Annotated in this window: 15 protein-coding genes; 6 read left to right on the top strand and 9 right to left on the bottom strand. The window is 67.9% G+C overall.

Annotated features, from left to right (window positions below; genetic code table 11):
- The 6 genes from RZR99_RS30705 to RZR99_RS30680 form a co-directional block, all read right to left on the bottom strand.
- On the bottom strand, positions 1-607 hold a 607-nt coding region (locus tag RZR99_RS30705), incomplete at its 3' end, for a POTRA domain-containing protein (RefSeq protein ID WP_323123517.1).
- A 129-nt stretch (positions 608-736) separates the two neighbouring features.
- Positions 737-1,135, bottom strand: coding sequence for a hypothetical protein (locus tag RZR99_RS30700; RefSeq protein WP_323123516.1), 399 nt, complete (start codon positions 1,133-1,135; stop codon positions 737-739).
- A gap of 299 nt (positions 1,136-1,434) precedes the next feature.
- Positions 1,435-4,449, bottom strand: coding sequence for an FAD-binding and (Fe-S)-binding domain-containing protein (locus RZR99_RS30695; protein WP_323123515.1), 3,015 nt, complete (start codon positions 4,447-4,449; stop codon positions 1,435-1,437).
- Positions 4,450-4,477: 28 nt separating this feature from the next.
- The gene (locus RZR99_RS30690) at positions 4,478-5,236 is read right to left on the bottom strand and encodes a 2-keto-4-pentenoate hydratase (RefSeq protein ID WP_323123514.1); all 759 of its coding nucleotides are present in this window, start codon (positions 5,234-5,236) and stop codon (positions 4,478-4,480) included.
- Positions 5,233-6,540 carry an MFS transporter gene (locus RZR99_RS30685; RefSeq protein ID WP_323123513.1) on the bottom strand — a complete coding sequence of 436 codons (1,308 nt, stop codon included), beginning with the start codon at positions 6,538-6,540 and terminating at the stop codon, positions 5,233-5,235. Before RZR99_RS30685 ends, RZR99_RS30690 begins: the two co-directional genes overlap by 4 nt.
- Positions 6,541-6,750: 210 nt before the next feature.
- Positions 6,751-7,968 (bottom strand): pyridoxal-phosphate-dependent aminotransferase family protein, encoded by a 1,218-nt coding sequence (locus RZR99_RS30680; RefSeq protein ID WP_323123512.1) that lies wholly within the window; start codon positions 7,966-7,968, stop codon positions 6,751-6,753.
- Positions 7,969-8,118: 150 nt separating this feature from the next.
- Here RZR99_RS30680 and RZR99_RS30675 point away from each other — a divergent pair, with 150 nt between their 5' ends.
- On the top strand, positions 8,119-8,844 hold the full coding sequence (locus RZR99_RS30675; RefSeq protein WP_323123511.1) for a GntR family transcriptional regulator: 726 nt from the start codon (positions 8,119-8,121) through the stop codon (positions 8,842-8,844).
- Positions 8,845-8,995: 151 nt separating this feature from the next.
- Here the strand turns inward: RZR99_RS30675 and RZR99_RS30670 are convergent, their stop codons facing one another.
- Entirely contained in the window at positions 8,996-11,029 is a 2,034-nt protein-coding gene (locus RZR99_RS30670) for an NADPH-dependent 2,4-dienoyl-CoA reductase (protein WP_323123510.1), read from the bottom strand.
- Between the two features lie 102 nt (positions 11,030-11,131).
- On the opposite strand from RZR99_RS30670, the gene RZR99_RS30665 reads away from it, so the two are divergent.
- Entirely contained in the window at positions 11,132-12,187 is a 1,056-nt protein-coding gene (locus RZR99_RS30665; RefSeq protein WP_323123509.1) for an AraC family transcriptional regulator, read from the top strand.
- 170 nt (positions 12,188-12,357) lie between these two features.
- On the opposite strand, the gene RZR99_RS30660 is transcribed toward RZR99_RS30665, so the two are convergent.
- Positions 12,358-13,245: a LysR family transcriptional regulator gene (locus RZR99_RS30660; RefSeq protein WP_323123508.1), complete on the bottom strand. Its 888-nt coding sequence runs from the start codon at positions 13,243-13,245 to the stop codon at positions 12,358-12,360.
- Between the two features lie 94 nt (positions 13,246-13,339).
- On the opposite strand from RZR99_RS30660, the gene RZR99_RS30655 reads away from it, so the two are divergent.
- Entirely contained in the window at positions 13,340-14,338 is a 999-nt protein-coding gene (locus RZR99_RS30655; protein ID WP_323123507.1) for an NAD(P)H-binding protein, read from the top strand.
- Between the two features lie 6 nt (positions 14,339-14,344).
- On the opposite strand, the gene RZR99_RS30650 is transcribed toward RZR99_RS30655, so the two are convergent.
- A complete protein-coding gene (locus RZR99_RS30650) occupies positions 14,345-15,298 on the bottom strand; it encodes a quinone oxidoreductase family protein (RefSeq protein ID WP_323123506.1) in 954 nt (317 codons plus the stop codon).
- 98 nt (positions 15,299-15,396) lie between these two features.
- Between RZR99_RS30650 and RZR99_RS30645 the strand changes: the two genes are divergently transcribed.
- The 3 genes from RZR99_RS30645 to RZR99_RS30635 form a co-directional block, all read left to right on the top strand.
- Complete coding sequence (locus RZR99_RS30645; protein ID WP_323123505.1) at positions 15,397-15,864, top strand: MarR family winged helix-turn-helix transcriptional regulator; 468 nt, start codon at positions 15,397-15,399, stop codon at positions 15,862-15,864.
- Positions 15,865-16,085: 221 nt separating this feature from the next.
- Entirely contained in the window at positions 16,086-16,340 is a 255-nt protein-coding gene (locus RZR99_RS30640) for a hypothetical protein (RefSeq protein WP_323123504.1), read from the top strand.
- Between the two features lies 1 nt (position 16,341).
- The coding region (locus RZR99_RS30635; protein WP_323123503.1) for a T6SS immunity protein Tli4 family protein at positions 16,342-17,123 on the top strand (782 nt) is incomplete at its 3' end.

The raw sequence follows: 17,123 nt of genomic DNA, 5'->3' as shown, positions 1-17,123 counted from the left end.
GATCGTTCTTCGTGTACCAGGAGAACCAGTTCGGCGTCGACAGCTGCATTTCGTCGCGCAGCGTGCCGGTGCTGAAGGTCTTGTTGCCGATGAAGTTGACCTGGCGGATCTTCGCGCTCGGCCCCTCGATGACCGCGAACAGGATCGACACGCGGTTCGCGTCGACCGGCGTGACCGTCGTCGACACTTCCGCCGCGTAGAAGCCGCGCGTCAGGTACTGACGTTTCAGCTCCTGCTCGGCCTTGTCGACGAGTTCCTTGTCGTAATACCGGCCCTGCGACAGCCCGACCGCCTTCAGCGCCTTCTCCAGGTTGTCCTTGTCGAATTCCTTGACGCCGGAGAAATCGATCGTCGCGATCGCCGGGCGCTCCTGTACCCGGACGATCACCACATTGCCCTGCGTCTCCACGCGCACGTCGTCGAAGAAGCCCGTCGCATACAGCGCGCGGATGATTTCCGCCGCCTTGTCGTCGTTGAACGTATCGCCCTGCTTGATCGGCAGGTACGCGAACACGGACCCCGCCTCGACGCGCTGCAGGCCTTCGATGCGAATGTCCTTCACCACGAACGGATCGGCGGCCAGCGCCGAGACGCTCGCCGCGCTCATGCCGATGAATGCCAGCGCCCGGGCGCAGCGAGTCGAGAAAGGAGGTGCCTTCATGGGAATCAACAGAATGAATGGCCGATACCGCGCGCGGCCCGCCCGGCGGGCGAACGGCACGCGGCGTCCGGCACGCTATTGCAGGCGGCGGCGGGCGGGGCCGCCGGCCGGCGTCTGCCCGGTGGCGACCGCCAGCACTTCCGTCATGTGGACCGCCTGCGCGGGCTGGATCTGGAACGACAGTTCCGCACCGCCCGGCAGGCGAAACGTGAGAATCAGGTGCGGCGCGCCGCCGGCATCCCTGCCGATCGCCCAGGCTTCGCACGGCATCGCGAACGTCACGCCGCGGCGCTTGTGCCGGATCCGTTCGGACGAGCCGATCGCGTTCGACAACGCGGCCAGCAGCTGATGCATCACGGAGCAATGCAGCGCGATGCGATCCGGCTGATTGCTGTTCAACATCAGATACTGGCCGTCCTCGGTCAACTCGAAACCGTGAAGGGAGTCGATCGCGAAAGCCTGGGGCGACGCCATGAATGCACTCCGGTGAACTCTGCCGCGGAGTATGGAGCAGCCGGAATCGCGCGGAATTACCTACGGATTACTGGATTTTTCTTTCTGGCGGCAAACAGCGAGGCCCCGATCCGTTCGGTCTTCCCGTGCTCAGGATACCGATTCGAACCTTGCGGGGCATGCGTGTTTCGGCCCGCATCGCGCGCCGTCCGGCAGGCGCCGGTCCGGATGTAGCGGGGTGAGGAGGCGCAGCGGACGAGGCGAACGCGCTCCCGCCTCGCCCACCCCGACACGCGGCGGTGCGTCGCGCGACGCGACGCTCAGGCGAGCGCCATCTCCAGCACGCGCGCGACGTGCAGCGCGTCGAGCGCCGCGCCGTCGTGAATCTGATGTCTGCAGCTCGCGCCATCCGCGACGACGAGATCGCCGGGTGCCGCCTGCCTCACCGCCGGCAGCAACGACAGCTCCGCCATCGCGCGCGACATGTCCGCATGTTCGGCCTCGTAGCCGAAGCTGCCCGCCATCCCGCAGCACGACGATTCGATCGTCTTCACCTCGAGACCCGGAATCCAGCCGAGTACGGTCTGCACCGGCGTGAACGCATCGAAGGCCTTCTGATGGCAGTGCCCGTGCAGCCATGCGCGCGGCGCGGGCAGCCGCTGCCACGCGATGTCGAAGCGACCGGCCGCGCGCTCCCGCACCAGGAATTCCTCGAACAGGAACGCCTGCCCGGCCACCGTGCGCGCGTCGTCGCCATAGCCGTACTGCAGGCATTCGTCGCGCAGCGTGAGCAGGCAGGACGGCTCGAGCCCGACGATCGGCACGCCGCGCGCCGCGTACGGCAGCAGCAGATCGAGCAGGCGCCGGGCTTCGCGCTTCGCCTCGTCCACCAGACCGGCCGCGAGGAAGGTGCGCCCGCAGCACGCGGGGCGCTCGCCCGGCCGGCGGTTGAAATGGACCCGATAGCCGGCCGCTTCGAGCACCCGCTGCGCGGCGCGCGCGTTCGCGGCTTCCATCCGGTCGTTGAACGTATCGACGAACAGCAGGACTTCGCGGGATGCGGCACCCGCCCCGGACTGCGCGCCTTGCGCTCCGGCGAGAAACGATGCGCCGAAGCGCGGCAGCGACCGCGTCTGCGCGAACCCCAGCAAGCGCTTGCCCAAGCCCGCGAAGAGCGGCGCGCGTGCCCCGGCCGTCAGCGCCGCGAGCAGCCATGCCGGATAGCGCGGCAGGAACGCGATCAGCCGGTCGCGCAGCGGCAGCCCGTGACGCGCCCGCCACGCCGCGCGCGCCTCGATCTTGAACTTCGCCATGTCGACGCCCGTCGGGCAGTCGCGCCGACAGCCCTTGCAGGAGACGCACAGGTCGAGCGCCGCCTTCACTTCGTCGCTCGCGATGCCCGCGTCGCCGAGCTGGCCGGACACGGCGAGCCGCAGCGTGTTCGCGCGGCCCCGCGTGACATGCTGCTCGTCCTTCGTCACCCGGTAGCTCGGACACATCGTGCCCGCGTCGAACTTGCGGCAGTGGCCGTTGTTGTTGCACATCTCGACCGCTTTCGCGAGTCCGCCCGTCAGGTCGCCGCCCGTGCCCGGCGGCGTTTCGCGGCCGCTCAGCGGATCGCGCGCGACGTCCCAGGCCGACCAGTCGAGCACCGGTGCATGCGGTCGTTCGCGATAACCCGGCGCGAACCGGAAGTAGCGCGCGTCGTCCATTTTGGGCGGACGCACGATCTTGTCGGGATTGAAGCGGTTGCCGGGATCGAACAGCGCCTTGATCTCCGCGAACGCGCGATTGAGCCGCGGCCCGTACTGCCACGCGACCCATTCGCCGCGGCACAGCCCGTCGCCGTGCTCGCCCGAATACGCACCCTTGTATTCGCGCACCAGCGCCGCCGCCTCCTCGGCGATCGCGCGCATCTTCGTCGCGCCGTCGCGCCGCATATCGAGAATCGGCCGCACGTGCAAAGTGCCGACGCTCGCATGCGCATACCAGGTGCCTTCGGTGCCGTGCCGGTGAAACACGTCGGTCAGCCGGCTCGTGTAGTCGGCGAGGTGGTCGAGCGGCACGGCGCAATCCTCGATGAACGACACCGGCTTGCCGTCGCCCTTCATGCTCATCATGATGTTGAGCCCGGCCTTGCGCACGTCCCACAGCGCCTTCTGCGCGGCGGCGTCGACGAGCGGCACGACCGCGCCCGGCAGGCCGAGATCGCCCAGCAGCGCGGCGAGGTCCTCGAGGCGGCGCAGCTGCGCCGCGTGCTCGTCGCCCGCGAACTCGACCAGCAGGATCGCGTCCGGCCGCCCGACCAGCGCTCGCTCGATCACCGGCCGGAACGCGGGATTGTCGAGCGCGAGCGCGATCATCGTGCGATCCACCAGCTCGACGGCCGACGGCGCGAGCGTCACGATGTGCCGGGTCAGCGCCATCGCCTGCCTGAAACTCGGAAAACTGACGACGCCCAGTGTCTTGTGCGCGGGCAGCGGCGCGAGCCGCAACACCAGTTGCCGGCTGAACGCGAGCGTGCCTTCCGAGCCGACCAGCAGGTGCGCGAGATTGGCCGTGCCGTCGTCGGTGTACGCGCGCGGATTCAGGCAATCGAACAGGTCGAGGTTGTAGCCGCCCACCCGCCGCAGCACTTTCGGCACGCGCTCGGCGAGTTCGCCGTGCTCGCGCGCCGCGATACCGCGCAGCGCCGTCGCGAGCGCGGCGACGCGCGGGTCTCCCGGCGTGCTGCGCAGCGACTCGAAGCGCGTCTCGTGACCGTCGGCGAGGATCGCGTCGATCGCATCGACGTTGTGCACCATGTTGCCGTACTCGATCGACCTCGAGCCGCACGAATTGTTGCCCGCCATCCCGCCGATCGTGCACTGCATGCCGGTCGAGACGTCGACCGGAAACCACAGGCCGTGCGGTTTCAGCCACGCGTTCAGATGGTCGAGCACGAGACCCGGCTCGACCGTCGCGGTGCGCGCGGCCGGATCGAAATCGACGATCCGGTTCAGCCATTTCGACGTATCGACGATCAGCGCCTCGCCCACCGTCTGTCCGCACTGGCTCGTGCCCGCGCCGCGCGCGAGCACCGGCACGCCCTCGCGCAACGCGACGTCGAGCGCCGCGCGCAGATCGTCCTGGTCGCGCGGCACGACCACGCCGACCGGCGTGATCTGGTAGATCGACGCATCGGTCGCATAGCGGCCGCGGCTCGCCGCGTCGAACAGCACGTCGCCGCGCAGCGCGTCGCGCAGCCGCCGCGCGAGCGGCGGCGAACGGCGGCCGCCGGACGGCGCCAGATGGATCGGATGAATCTGCGGACGGACGGACGGGGACAAGGTCATGGCGGTGAATGAAGAACGTTGAGCGTCCCTACGCGAGCGACAGCCGCACGGGCGGCAGCCCGTCGATGTGCCCGACGGCCGTGCCCGCGCCGTCCGGGCTCACGAGCCCGATGTAGGTACCGGTGGTGATCACCTGGTCGGTCGTGATCGATACGCGCCGCGCCCGCGTCGCGTGGTTGACGAGCCAGGTCAGCAGCCGGCGCGGATCGCCCGCCGGATTGGCGGGCACGCCGGAGAACAGCGCCCGGCCGTCGAATTCGAACGACAGCGCGGGCGCCGCGAACGGAAAATCGTCGCGATACGGCACGAAGCCGCCCGCCGCCAGCGCGCCGTGGTTCTGCAGGTCGGCGAGCTGCGCCAGCCGGTCGACGTCGGGCCAGGCGGAGAAGCGGCTCGCGACGGCCTCGATGGTGGCCGCCATCGACGCGATCGCGCCATGTACCTCGTCGTCGCCGTACGGCTCGTCGCGCGGCTCGAACACGCGGCCGAAGCGGAACGCGATCTCGAGTTCGAGGCCGAGCGTCGCGCGCGCGCCGCGCGCGACGCTCGCCGCCTCGAACAGCACGCCGCGCGCGGGCAGCGGCGCGCACTGGATCGGGCCGTCCGGCGTGCGCGCGCCGACCTTCCAGCCGCCGATGCGCTCGCCGAGCGCCGCGAGCAGCGCATGCTGCGTGTCGTAGGCGGCGTCGGCGCCGGCGGGCACCGCATCGGCCGGCAGCGCGGCGATCGGCGTCTGCTGGGTGAAAGCCTGTTCAAGCAGGCGGCTCAGGGAAAGAGAGTCGTTCATGATCGAAGTGGAGGATGAGATTGCGCATGCGTGCCGGTGGACGTGGCGCCCGTCGAAGGCTGAAGCTCGAATTTGCTCTCCGGGTGCATGCGGAACGCGAGGAACACGCCGAGCGCCATCAGCGCCATGCTACCGGCGAACGGCAGCTCCCAGTTGCCGAACCGGTCGATCAGAAACCCGGACAGCACGGGCGAGATGATCGCCGCGAGCGCGGAGCCGGTATTCATCATCCCGCTCGCGGTGCCCGCGTAGTCGGGGGCGATGTCCATCGGGATCGCCCACATCGGGCCGATCGTCATTTCGGCGAAGAAGAACCCCGCCGCGAGGCACAGCACGGACACCAGCAGGTCGTGCGTGAACATCAACGGCACCAGCGACGCGAGCGTCAGCAGCATGCACATCGACACCATCAGGCTGCGCGCGCGCTTCAGGCTGCCGGTGCGCTCGTAGAGGCGATCGGTGACGATGCCGCCGAGCGTGTCGCCCAGCACGCCCGCGAGGAACACGGCGGACGCGAACACCGCGGATTTCTTCAGATCCAGCTGATAGCTGTGCAGGAAGTACTGCGGGATCCAGCTCAGGAACAGCCACAGCGTCCAGCCGTAGCAGAAGTAGACGATCGTGACGGGCGCCATGCGCCGGAACAGCATCCTCCACGGCACGCCCGCGCGCTTCGGCTTCGGCTCGGGCAGCGCCGCCAGCTCCTCGCGCGTGATGCGCGGATGGTCCTGCGGATGCTCGGTGAAGGTGACGCACCACAGCGCGACCCAGACCAGACTGATGATCCCGCAGATATAGAACGCTTCGCGCCAGCCGTAGGCCGCCATCATCAGCACCACCGCGCCCGGCGCGACCGCGTTGCCGATCCGCGCCGCCGCGTGCGTGATGCCTTGCGCGAAGCCGCGCCGCTCCGCCGCCACCCAGCGCGACATCGCCGACGTCGCGGCCGGAAACGTCGCGCCTTCGCCGAGGCCGAGCAAGAGGCGCGCGGCGAGCAGCGATACGAGACCGCCCGCGAAGCCCGTCGCGAGCGTCGCGCAGGCCCACAGCACGCCGCAGACGATCAGCGTGCGCTTCGCGCCGAACCGATCGCTGACCCAGCCGCCGATCACCTGGAACACGAGGTAGGGATACGCGAACGCCGAGAACACCAGCCCGACCTCCGTGTGCGACAGGCCGAACTCCTTGCCGAAGCCGGCCGCCGCCGTACTGACGTTCACCCGGTCCAGATAGGTGATGAAATACATCACGCATAGCATGCCCAGCACGACCGTCGTCGGGCGGGTCAGTCGAAACCGTTTCATCGTGTGTCTCCGTGTGCGGGTTATGAATGACGCGGTCGGTGCCGGGTCATGTGCGCCTGCTCGCGAAGCCATTCGCCGAGCGGTCGCCGGTCAGTGCTGACTGCCTGCTTGCTGCACCCGCCGTTGCGGCGGGCCTTGCATGAAGCGCGCGCGGCGGGCGCCGCGCGGGTCGGTCATCGGAAGGAAGAAGCGGGCGCGGCCCGCGGCCGCTCAGGCGGCCGCTTTCAGATCGGGCGCGGCCGTGTCGGCGAGATGGGCCATCGCCTCCGGCAGGCCGCTTGCCGCGAGCGGCACGCCCGCGACGCGCAGCCCCATCTCGCAGCCCGCGAGCGTCGCGAGCAAGGTCAGGTCGTTGCAGTCGCCGAGGTGGCCGATCCGGAACATGCGGCCCTTCAGCTTGCCGAGTCCCGCGCCGAGCGACATGTCGAAGCGTTCGTAGATCACCTGGCGGACCGCGTCGGCGTCGATCCCGTCCGGCATCATCACGCCCGTCAGCACCGGGCTGTAGACCGCCGGGTCCGCGCACTGGATCTCGAGACCCCAGGCGCGCACCGCGCGACGGCACGCCTCGCCGAGCCGCGCATGCCGCGCGAACACCCGGTCGAGCCCTTCGCCGAGAATCATGTCGAGCGCTTCCGACAGGCCGTACAGCAGGTTCGTGTTCGGCGTATACGGCCAGTAGCCGGTACGGTTCATCTCGACGATTTCGTCCCACGCCCAGAAGCTGCGCGGCAGGCCCGCGCGGCGGCTCGCCTCCAGCGCCTTGCGCGACAGCGCGTTGAAGCTGATGCCCGGCGGCAGCATCAAGCCCTTCTGCGAGCCGGACACGGTGACGTCCACGCCCCATTCGTCGTGCCGGTAGTCGGCGCACGCGAGGCCCGAGATCGTATCGACGATCAGCAGCGCCGGATGGCCCGCCGCGTCGATCGCGCGGCGCACGGCCGCGATGTCCGACGTGACGCCGGTCGACGTCTCGTTGTGCACGACGCATACCGCCTTGAGCGCATGCCCGCTATCGGCGCGCAGCCGCGCCTCGATCAGGTCGGCCTGCACCCCGCGCCGCCAGCCCTCGATGCCCGGCAGGCCGATGAACTCCGGCTGCAGGCCGAGGTTCTGCGCCATCTTTCGCCACAGCGTCGCGAAGTGGCCCGTCTCGTACATCAGCACCGCGTCGCCGGGGCTCAGCGTATTCGACAGCGCCGCCTCCCAGGCGCCCGTCCCCGATGCCGGATAGATCACCACCGGCTGCCGGGTCTTGAAGATCTGCTGAATGCCCGCGAGCACCTTGAGCCCGAGCGCGCCGAATTCCGGCCCGCGATGATCGATCGTCGGGTAGCTCATCGCCCGCAGGATGCGGTCCGGCACCGGGCTCGGCCCGGGGATCTGCAGGAAGTGGCGGCCGGCGGGGTGGAAATCGAGGGTCAGCATAGATCTTCTCCGATTGAATTTTGCATGCAAAAAACTATATCAACGACATCGATTGCATTCAAAGAACAATTTCGACGTGGTTTACCCTTGATTTAATGGGAAAGAGCGATGTGGGGTAGAATGCGAGCACGCATGAGAACGGGTTTTTGTATGCAAGATTCGAATCTTGATCGTGAGACCGGCGCCACGCCGGTCATTCCGAAAGTCGAGCGCCAGCGGCTGCACGACACGGTGGTCGAGCACATTCGCGGCTTCATCATCGAAGGCGTGCTGGAGCCGGGCAAGAAGCTGAACGAGCGCGAGCTGTGCGAGATGCTCGGCATCTCGCGCACGCCGCTGCGCGAGGCGCTCAAGGTGCTCGCGGCGGAAGGGCTGATCGACATCGCGCCGAACCGCGGCGCGTCGGTGTCGAGGATGTCGGAAGCGGAGCTGCGCGAGACCTTCGAGCTGATGAGCGGGCTGGAGGCGTTTTCAGGGGAGCTGGCCTGCGAGCGGATCACCCCGGCGGAGATCGCGGAGATCCGGGCGCTGCATTACGCGATGCTCGCGTGCCGCGCGCAGAACGACCTCGCCGGCTATTACCGGCTCAACCAGCAGATCCACGACAAGATCAACGAAGCCGCGCGCAATACCGCGCTGCGCCAGACCTACCTGGCGGTGAACCGGCGTATCCAGTCGCTGCGGTTCCGGTCGAATTTCCAGATTCCGAAGTGGGATCGTGCGATCCACGATCACGACGAGATGCTGAAGGCGCTCGACGACCGCGACGGCAAGCGGCTCGCGACGATCCTGCGCCAGCATCTGCTCGACAAGCGCGACGCGGTGCTGCAGGTGCAACTGAACGACGACAACGCGAGCACGGCGATGAAGGTGTGAATGCGGGGGCGTCGAGGGAGCCGCCGCATCGAGAGGCATGCGCGCCGGCGTCCGCCCGGACCGGGGAACGCTCGGCGCAGGCGCCAGGCGGGCTAACGCAGCCCCGGCGCGGGCGGGCGGCGCAGCGTCATGCCGGCCGCCCGCGCGGCGCTCACAGCTGCGCCGCCAGCCGCGCGCCCTGATCGATCGCGCGCTTCGCGTCCAGCTCCGCGGCGAGATCCGCGCCGCCGATCAGATGCACCGATACGCCCGCCGCCTTCAGCGGTTCGTACAGCGCGCGCTGCGGTTCCTGGCCGGTGCACAGCACGATCGTATCGGCTTCGATCACCGTCGGCTTCGTGCGCTGCTCGCCGAACGTGATGTGCAGCCCGCGATCGTCGATCCGCTCGTAGTTGGCGCCGCCGATCATCTCGACCTGCTTCATCTTGAGCGTCGCGCGATGGATCCAGCCGGTCGTCTTGCCCAGCCCCTTGCCGACGCCCGTCGCCTTGCGCTGCAGGAGCGTGACGCGGCGCGCGGGCGGCGTCACCGCGGCGCGCGTCACGCCGCCGCGCACCGCGGCCGGATCGCTCACGCCCCACTCCGCCTTCCACGCATCCAGGTCGAGCGTCGTCGATTCGCCGTCCTGCACGAGGAACTCGGACACGTCGAAGCCGATCCCGCCCGCGCCCACCACCGCGACCCGCGCGCCGACCGGCCGATTGCGGCCGAGCACGTCGATATAGCTCAGCACCTTCGGGTGATCCTGCCCGGGAATGCGTGGATCGCGCGGCGTCACGCCGGTCGCGAGCACCACCTCGTCGTAGCCGGCCGCGATCAGCGCCTGCGCGTCGACGCGGCGGTTCAGATGCAGCGCCACCCCGGTCAGGTCGATCTGCCGCGCGAAGTAGCGCAGCGCTTCGTGGAACTCCTCCTTGCCGGGAATCCGCTTCGCGAGATTGAACTGGCCGCCGATTTCCGCCGCGCCGTCGAACAGCTCGACGCGATGTCCGCGCTGCGCGAGCAACGTCGCACACGCGAGGCCCGCCGGCCCCGCGCCGATCACCGCGACGCGCTTCGAACGTTTGACGGGCACATAGTTGAGCAGCGTTTCGTGGCACGCGCGCGGATTCAGCAGGCACGACGCGACCTGATTCTTGAACGCGTGATCGAGACACGCCTGGTTGCAGCCGATGCAGGTGTTGATTTCATCGGCGCGGCCTTCGGCGGCCTTCTTCACGAAGTCCGCGTCGGCGAGGAACGGGCGGGCCATCGACACCATGTCCGCGCAGCCGTCCGCGAGAATCTGCTCGGCGACTTCCGGGCGGTTGATCCGGTTGGTCGTCACGAGCGGGATGCCGACCTCGCCTTTCATCTTCTGCGTGACCCACGCGAACGCGCCGCGCGGCACCGACGTCGCGATCGTCGGCACGCGCGCCTCGTGCCAGCCGATCCCGGTGTTGATGATCGTCGCGCCCGCCGCCTCCACGGCCTTCGCCAACTGCACCACTTCGGTCCAGTTGCTGCCGTCGGGAATCAGGTCGAGCATCGACAGCCGGTAGATGATGATGAAATCCCGGCCGAGCGCCGCGCGCGTGCGTTTCACGATCTCGACCGGCAGCCGCATCCGGTTCGCATACGAGCCGCCCCATTCGTCGGTGCGCTTGTTCGTGTGCAGCGAGATGAACTGGTTGATCAGATACCCCTCGGAGCCCATGATCTCGACGCCGTCGTAGCCGGCTTCGCGCGCGAGTTCCGCGCAGCGCACGAACGCGCGGATCTGGCGCTCGACGCCGCGCGCCGTGAGCGCATGCGGCGTGAACGGCGAAATCGGCGACTTGATCCGCGACGGCGCGACCGCGAGCGGGTGATAGCCGTAGCGGCCGGTATGCAGGATCTGCAACGCGATCTTGCCGCCTTCCGCGTGCACCGCATCCGGAATCACGCGATGGCGGCGCGCGGCGCCGCTCGTCGACAGCGTGCCGCCGAACGGCTTGGTCCAGCCGGCGACGTTGGGCGCGAAACCGCCCGTCACGATCAGGCCGACATCGCCGCGCGCGCGCTCCGCGTAGTAGTCGGCGAGCCGGGGCAGCGTCTTGCGGCTGTCCTCGAGGCCGGTGTGCATCGAACCCATCAGCACCCGGTTCTTCAGCGTGGTGAAACCCAGGTCGAGCGGGGCCAGCAGGTGGGGAAAGGAAGCGGTCATGGGGCGTAGGGGGAATCGTTGTGTCCGCCATCGTAGGCGCGTCCTCCGCTTGAGCGTGAGGGGGGAAACAGCCATAATGCTTGTCATTTACGGCCAAAAACGATGGCGCGACGATCCACCAAAGACAACCTGGGCCTGCGGCGACCGACGATTCCCGTCGCCTACCTGCGGCTGCTCCTGCAGGTATTCGACGAACGCGGCATCGACGCGCGGCAGGCGCGCGCCGGCACCGGGCTGCGCGACGACGTGCTCGCCGAGCCGGACGCGCGCGTGCCGCCGTCGCAATGGGCGCGCCTCGTGCTCAACGCGATCCGGCTGAGCGGCGACGAGGGCCTCGGGTTCGAACTGGGGCTGCGGCTGCGGATGTCGGTGCACGGCTTCCTCGGCTACGCGGCGATGACGGCGCCCGACCTGCGCGAATCGTTGCGGGTCCACGCGCGCTACTTCCGGATGCGCAACCGTCAATACCGGCTGCAGTTCGCGGAGCACGACGCGGGCGCGACGCTCGCGCTGTCCGGCGTGCAGGCGATTCCGATCCTCCAGCATCACGTGATGTTCGAGATCGTGCTGACCGGTCTCGCGCACAGCATCGCCGCGCTGACCGGGCGTGATGCGCCCGACATCGAACTGCAGTTCGCGTGGCCCGAGCCCGACTACTACGCGCGCTATCGCGACCGGCTGCCGCGCGTGCGGTTCGACTGCGCCGCGAATGCGCTGTGGATCGCGCGGCCCGCGCTCGATTGGCCGCTCGTGATGTCCGACGAGGTCGCGCACCGGCAGGCGCTCGTGCAGGTCGAGCGGGAGTATGCGGACGTGCGGCAGGAGGAAGGCGACATCGTCGAGCGGGTGCGCGCGGAACTGGCGGGGCCGGCATCCGGCTATCCGAGCCCCGATGCGCTCGCGAAGCGGCTGCTGCTGTCGACCCGCACGCTGCGGCGGCGTCTGCTCGACGCCGGATCGAGCTATCGCGCGCTGTTCGACGAAGCGCGGTTTCGCGACGCGCGCCACTTGCTGAGCGCGTCGGATCTCGATCTGAAAACCATCGCCGAGCGGCTGGCCTTCACCGATCCCGCGAATTTCACGCGGGCGTTTCGCAAATGGGCGGGGCAGACGCCGAGCGCATTCCGGGCGGCGAGCGTCGATGCGTCGCAGCGCTGACGCGCCGCCCGACACCGTGCACGCCGCGTCGCGGCGCGGCCGATCGTCCCGTATCGCCCGCCACGCGTCACCGACCGGCGCTTCACGCGGCGTCCCGAGCGTCGCATCGACACCCATGACGACGATCCCCGCGCGTTGAGCCCGCTTCGGCGCGGCGTCGGACACGCCCCCTACTTCACATACTCCGTCAGCCCGTCCACCAGCGCATCGAACGTCGCGCGGCAGCGCGGACTGCCGCGCAGGTCCTCGTGCATCGTGATCCAGGTTTCCATCTGCGCGGCGAAGGCCTTCGGCAGCACCCTCACGAGCGCGGCATCGCGCTGCGCCAACCTGACCTGGCACCCGCCGATGCCGGTGCCGCTGCGAATCAGCGCCAGTTGCGCGAGATCGCTGTCGGTGCTGAACGCGAAGTTCACACGCTCGAACCCCGGCACCCGCTTCGCTATCTCGCGGATGAACGGAGTCGGCTGGTCGTAGCCGATCACCGCGTGATCCGCGAGATCGCCGAGACTGCGCGGCGTGCCGTGCCGCGCCAGATAGTCGCGATGCGCGTGCAGGCCCAGCTCGATCCGGCCGATGCGCCGCGCGACCAGCTGCGCCTGCTGCGGACGCGTCATGCGCACCGCGATGTCGGCTTCGCGGCGCAGCAGATCCTGCACCCGGTTCGTCAGCACCAGTTCGATCTTCAGCGCCGGATGGCGCGCGCGCAGCCTCCCGACGATCGGCGGCAGCACCTCCACGCCGATCACCTCGCTCGCCGAGATCCGCACGATGCCGCGCACCCCTTCGCCGTAGCCGGCAGCGGCGCGTTCGAGCGAGGCGGCCGTGCTTTCCATCGCTTCCGCATGGCCGCGCAACGCGAGCGCCGCCTCGGTCGGCAGCAGGCCGGCCGGCGAGCGCGTGAACAGCGTGACGCCGAGCGCCGCCTCCAGCGCGGCGACGTGCCGCCCCGCCGTCGGCTGCGTGATGTCCAGCGCGCGCGCCGCGCCGGACAGCGAACCCTCGCGCAACACCCCGAGGAACGAACGGTACAGCTCCCAGCCGATGGTCGATGTCATACAAAAATGTATAGCGGATACACAGGTTTCGCCAATTTTAATCTAACCGGACGAGGTCCAGAATGCACGCATCAACCACGAACCGGAGCACATCATGAACCCCTCTTCCACGGTCCTGGTACTGGGCGCGACAGGCGGCATCGGCGGCGAAGTCGCGCGGCAGCTGCGCGATGCGGGCTGGCAGGTGCGGGCGCTGGCGCGCGGCGCGGCACAGCCGGCCGAGCGCCGCGACGGCATCCTGTGGCTGCGCGGCGATGCGATGAACGCGCGGGACGTCGCCGATGCCGCCGAGGGCTGCGCCGCGATCGTGCATGCGGTCAATCCGCCCGGCTACCGAGGCTGGAAGGAACGGGTCCTGCCGATGCTCGATCATACGATCGCCGCCGCGCGGGCGACGGGCGCGACCATCGTTCTGCCCGGCACGGTCTACAACTTCGGGCCGGATGCATGGCCCACGCTGCGCGAGGATTCGCCGCAACGTCCGCAAACGCGCAAGGGGGCGATCCGGGTCGAGATGGAACGGCGTCTGCTCGACGCGAGCCGGACCGGCGCGCGCGTGCTGATCGTGCGGGCCGGCGATTTCTTCGGTTCGCACGCGCGCAACAACTGGTTCTCGCAGGGGCTCGTCAAGCCGGACCGGCCGGTGCGCTCGGTCCTCGTGCCGGGACAGGCCGGCGTCGGCCACCAATGGTCGTATCTGCCGGACGTCGCGCGCACGATGGTCGAACTGCTCGCGCGCCGCGACACGCTCGACGCCTTCGCCAGCTTTCACATGGCCGGGCACTGGGACGACGACGGCACGCACATGACGGCCGCGATCCGCCGGGCGGTCGCGCGGCGCACCGGCGCCGAACCGCGCGCCGCCAGGTTTCCGTGGTGGCTGCTGACCGTCGCCGCGCCGTTCGTCACGACCTTCCGGGAAATGCGCGAGATGCGCTATCTGTGGCGCACGCCGCTGCGGATGGACAATGCGCGGCTGGTGGCCACGCTCGGATACGAACCCCACACGCCGCTGGACCAGGCCGTGGAGACGACGCTCGACGCGCTGGGATGCCTGCGCAACCAGGTCCGCACCGCGACGACCCTCGCGTGAAGCCGTTCAAGGCAGCAGGACGACCCGTGAATCGCTGCCTCCGGCCCCCCACGCGCGGGTCACGTCGGCGAGCGGCGCCGCCTGGACGGCGATTTCGAAGCCCGCCGGCGACGCCGCTTCCAGCACGCCCTGAACGGATTTCAGCAACCGGGGGAACGGCACGCTGCCGATCCCGCTGCCCATCAGCTGCAGCGCGGAGGATCGCAGCGCGGCGCCCGGCAGGCTGATGTCCGCCCCGCCGATCGCGCCGATCTGCACATAGCGGATCGGCCGGCCCGCCGGGCCGGCTTTCGCGACCGCGATCACGAGTGCCTCCGCGCTGCTGCCCCACAGGTAATCGAGCACCACGTCGACGCCCTGCCGGCATGCGTCCATGAAAGCCTGCTCGAGGGCATCCCTGTCCTCCGTCAGCGGGACGATCGCGTCGGCGCCGAGCCGCCTGAGCTCGTCGAACGCGCCGGACCGGCGCCCCGTCGCGATGATTTTTCCCGCGCCGAGGTGCCGGGCGATCTGGATCGCCAGACGCCCCGACGCACCGGTCGCGCCGTTGATCAGCACGGTTTCGCCCGCGCCCAGTTTCGCCCGCTCGACCAGCGCCGCCCATGACGACATGCCCGGGATCGCCATCGCGGCGGCGGCCTGCTCGTCGAGACCGTCGGGCAGCGCGATGCAGTGCCGGTCGTCCACCGGACACAGCGCCGCCATCGCGCCGTAGGGTTTCTCGGGCAGCAGGAAATAGACGCGCCGCCCGTCTTCCGCGATGCCGGTGCCGTCGACGCCGGGGATGAAGGGCAGCGCGTCGTCCGCGCTGTAGTGCCGGCCCGACGCCCGGCTTCGCGTCACATGGCTGATCGCCGCGGCGGTGACCCGCACGAGACGCTTGCCCGGCGCGGGGGCCGGATCATCGAATTCGCCGTAGACCGGCGCCTGCCCCGCCTCGACCACCATCGCTGCTTTCATGTCGCACCCCTTGAAATGAAGGCTCGGCCTCTGCGAAGCGCATGTCGGCCGGTTGAAAATGCGTGTATTATGCACACATTATTCAAGCAGGAAAACCCATGAAGCGAGACCTGTTGCAACTGCGCGATGCGCTTCTCGATGTCACCGGCGTGCTGAACCGGCCGCAGCCGGACGCCGCGCTCATCGCACTGGCGGGCGTCGATCTCGACCGCGCGTTGTTCCCGTTGCTCGCGCGCATCGAGCGCAAGGGTCCGCTCGGGATCGGCGAACTGGCCGAGCTGTGCGGGCGCGACTACACGACCGTCAGCCGGCAAGTCACGAAGCTCGAAGGGTTGGGGCTGGTCGCCCGCCAGGTCAACGGCCAGGACGCCCGGATCAAGGAAGCGGTCGTCACCGCAAAGGGGCGGACCATGACCCGTGCGCTGGACGGTGCGAGAGAGAAGATCCTCACCGGGCTGATGGCGGCATGGGATCCTAGGGAGGTCGCGGAACTGGCACGGCTGCTGCGCCGGTTCGCGGACGACGCGCTCAGTTTCGTGCAGGCGGAGAAATCGCGGGGCGAGTGAGGGTCCTCCGGGCCGTATGCCGGTGGGCCGGATCGCCGCATCGCGGCGGCAACCGTCCAGCCCTATCGCGACAAGACTTACAACCCGCTTGGAATCCACCGTCACGACTGCATTCAGGCATATCGCTTCACGGGTTGTCCGAATACGCTCGACGGATTTACCCCCGGTGACTCCATCTGCAAGATCTCGACAGCGGAACCGAATCATTCGGAGAGGAAAAGGTGAAATTGAAGCTGGAGAATCACCAGAAGCCAACCAATGAAGATAAGACAAACTCTGGTGACGGAACTGTGCCACTTCAGTCCGGATCCTTGATTGCCAATGCAACACCAACGCCAAAAGTTTTTAGCATGACCGGATTTGATCATCCAGGCAGCTATAAAAATGACAACGTACTGAGCAACGTACTATACTGCGTGGCAAAAATAGTACAGCTGGCTCCGGCAGCGAGTGAGCTTCCTTCATGCAAGGGGTAATATGGCTAAGCGATTAATTGAGGCGATATTTTTCATCGGTTTTATTTTTTCAACTTGCCATGCAAAAGAGCCTTCAATGAGTGAAGCTAAAACATATTGCTTTGGTCGTTATTTGGTGGACATCCCTGCTGGCGCCAAAGTCAACGGCCAGGCGTCCGAATATAAATATGGACGCATAGACTCATCTCCATCAAGCGAGGCTGAGTTTGGCAAAAGCATGGAGCTCCGCGAAGCATCGATAAAATCCGTAAAACAAAAGAATGGCTATCTATTAAAAGACACCAAGAAAATATCATCATCCATTTGGATTTTTGAATTAACGCAAAAATTATTAACCGGTCCATCAATTGGTTTTGAGGCTCATCGATGGGATGGCGGGCATTCTTTTGAAATGACTCAAGAAGGCACCCGACCGGACAAATATTCAAGCGTTTTATCAGCTATGCAAACGAGCGTGCTTCCGAAGCTTCGTGCGCGCAGTTCGGACGACATACCTTCTCAGCCCGGATTCTGCCTGAAAGATGGATTCATCGCCGATGACGGCACAACCCCGCAATACGAAAATGCCGGGATGAGCTTCAAATTCCCGCAGTGGCCCGGCATCGTCATCACGGTCAGCGCCAGCACCACGACCAAGGCAGGAGAAAAAACCTTGCTGCAGCGCATCGATAGCGCGTCGCTACCGGCCAATTTCAGCCTGGTCAAAACACTGCGCAAGGGAAATCGCACGGTGAATGGCCGCGACGGCGAAGAAATCTTGTGGTCGTTTCCGACCGAACAAGG

Origin of the sequence: Burkholderia alba (genome assembly GCF_034721475.1) — a bacterium.
In the GTDB taxonomy this organism is placed as follows: Bacteria; Pseudomonadota; Gammaproteobacteria; order Burkholderiales; family Burkholderiaceae; genus Burkholderia; species Burkholderia alba.
Note: the sequence above shows the minus strand (reverse complement) of the source record. Positions and strands in the feature narration are given on the sequence as shown.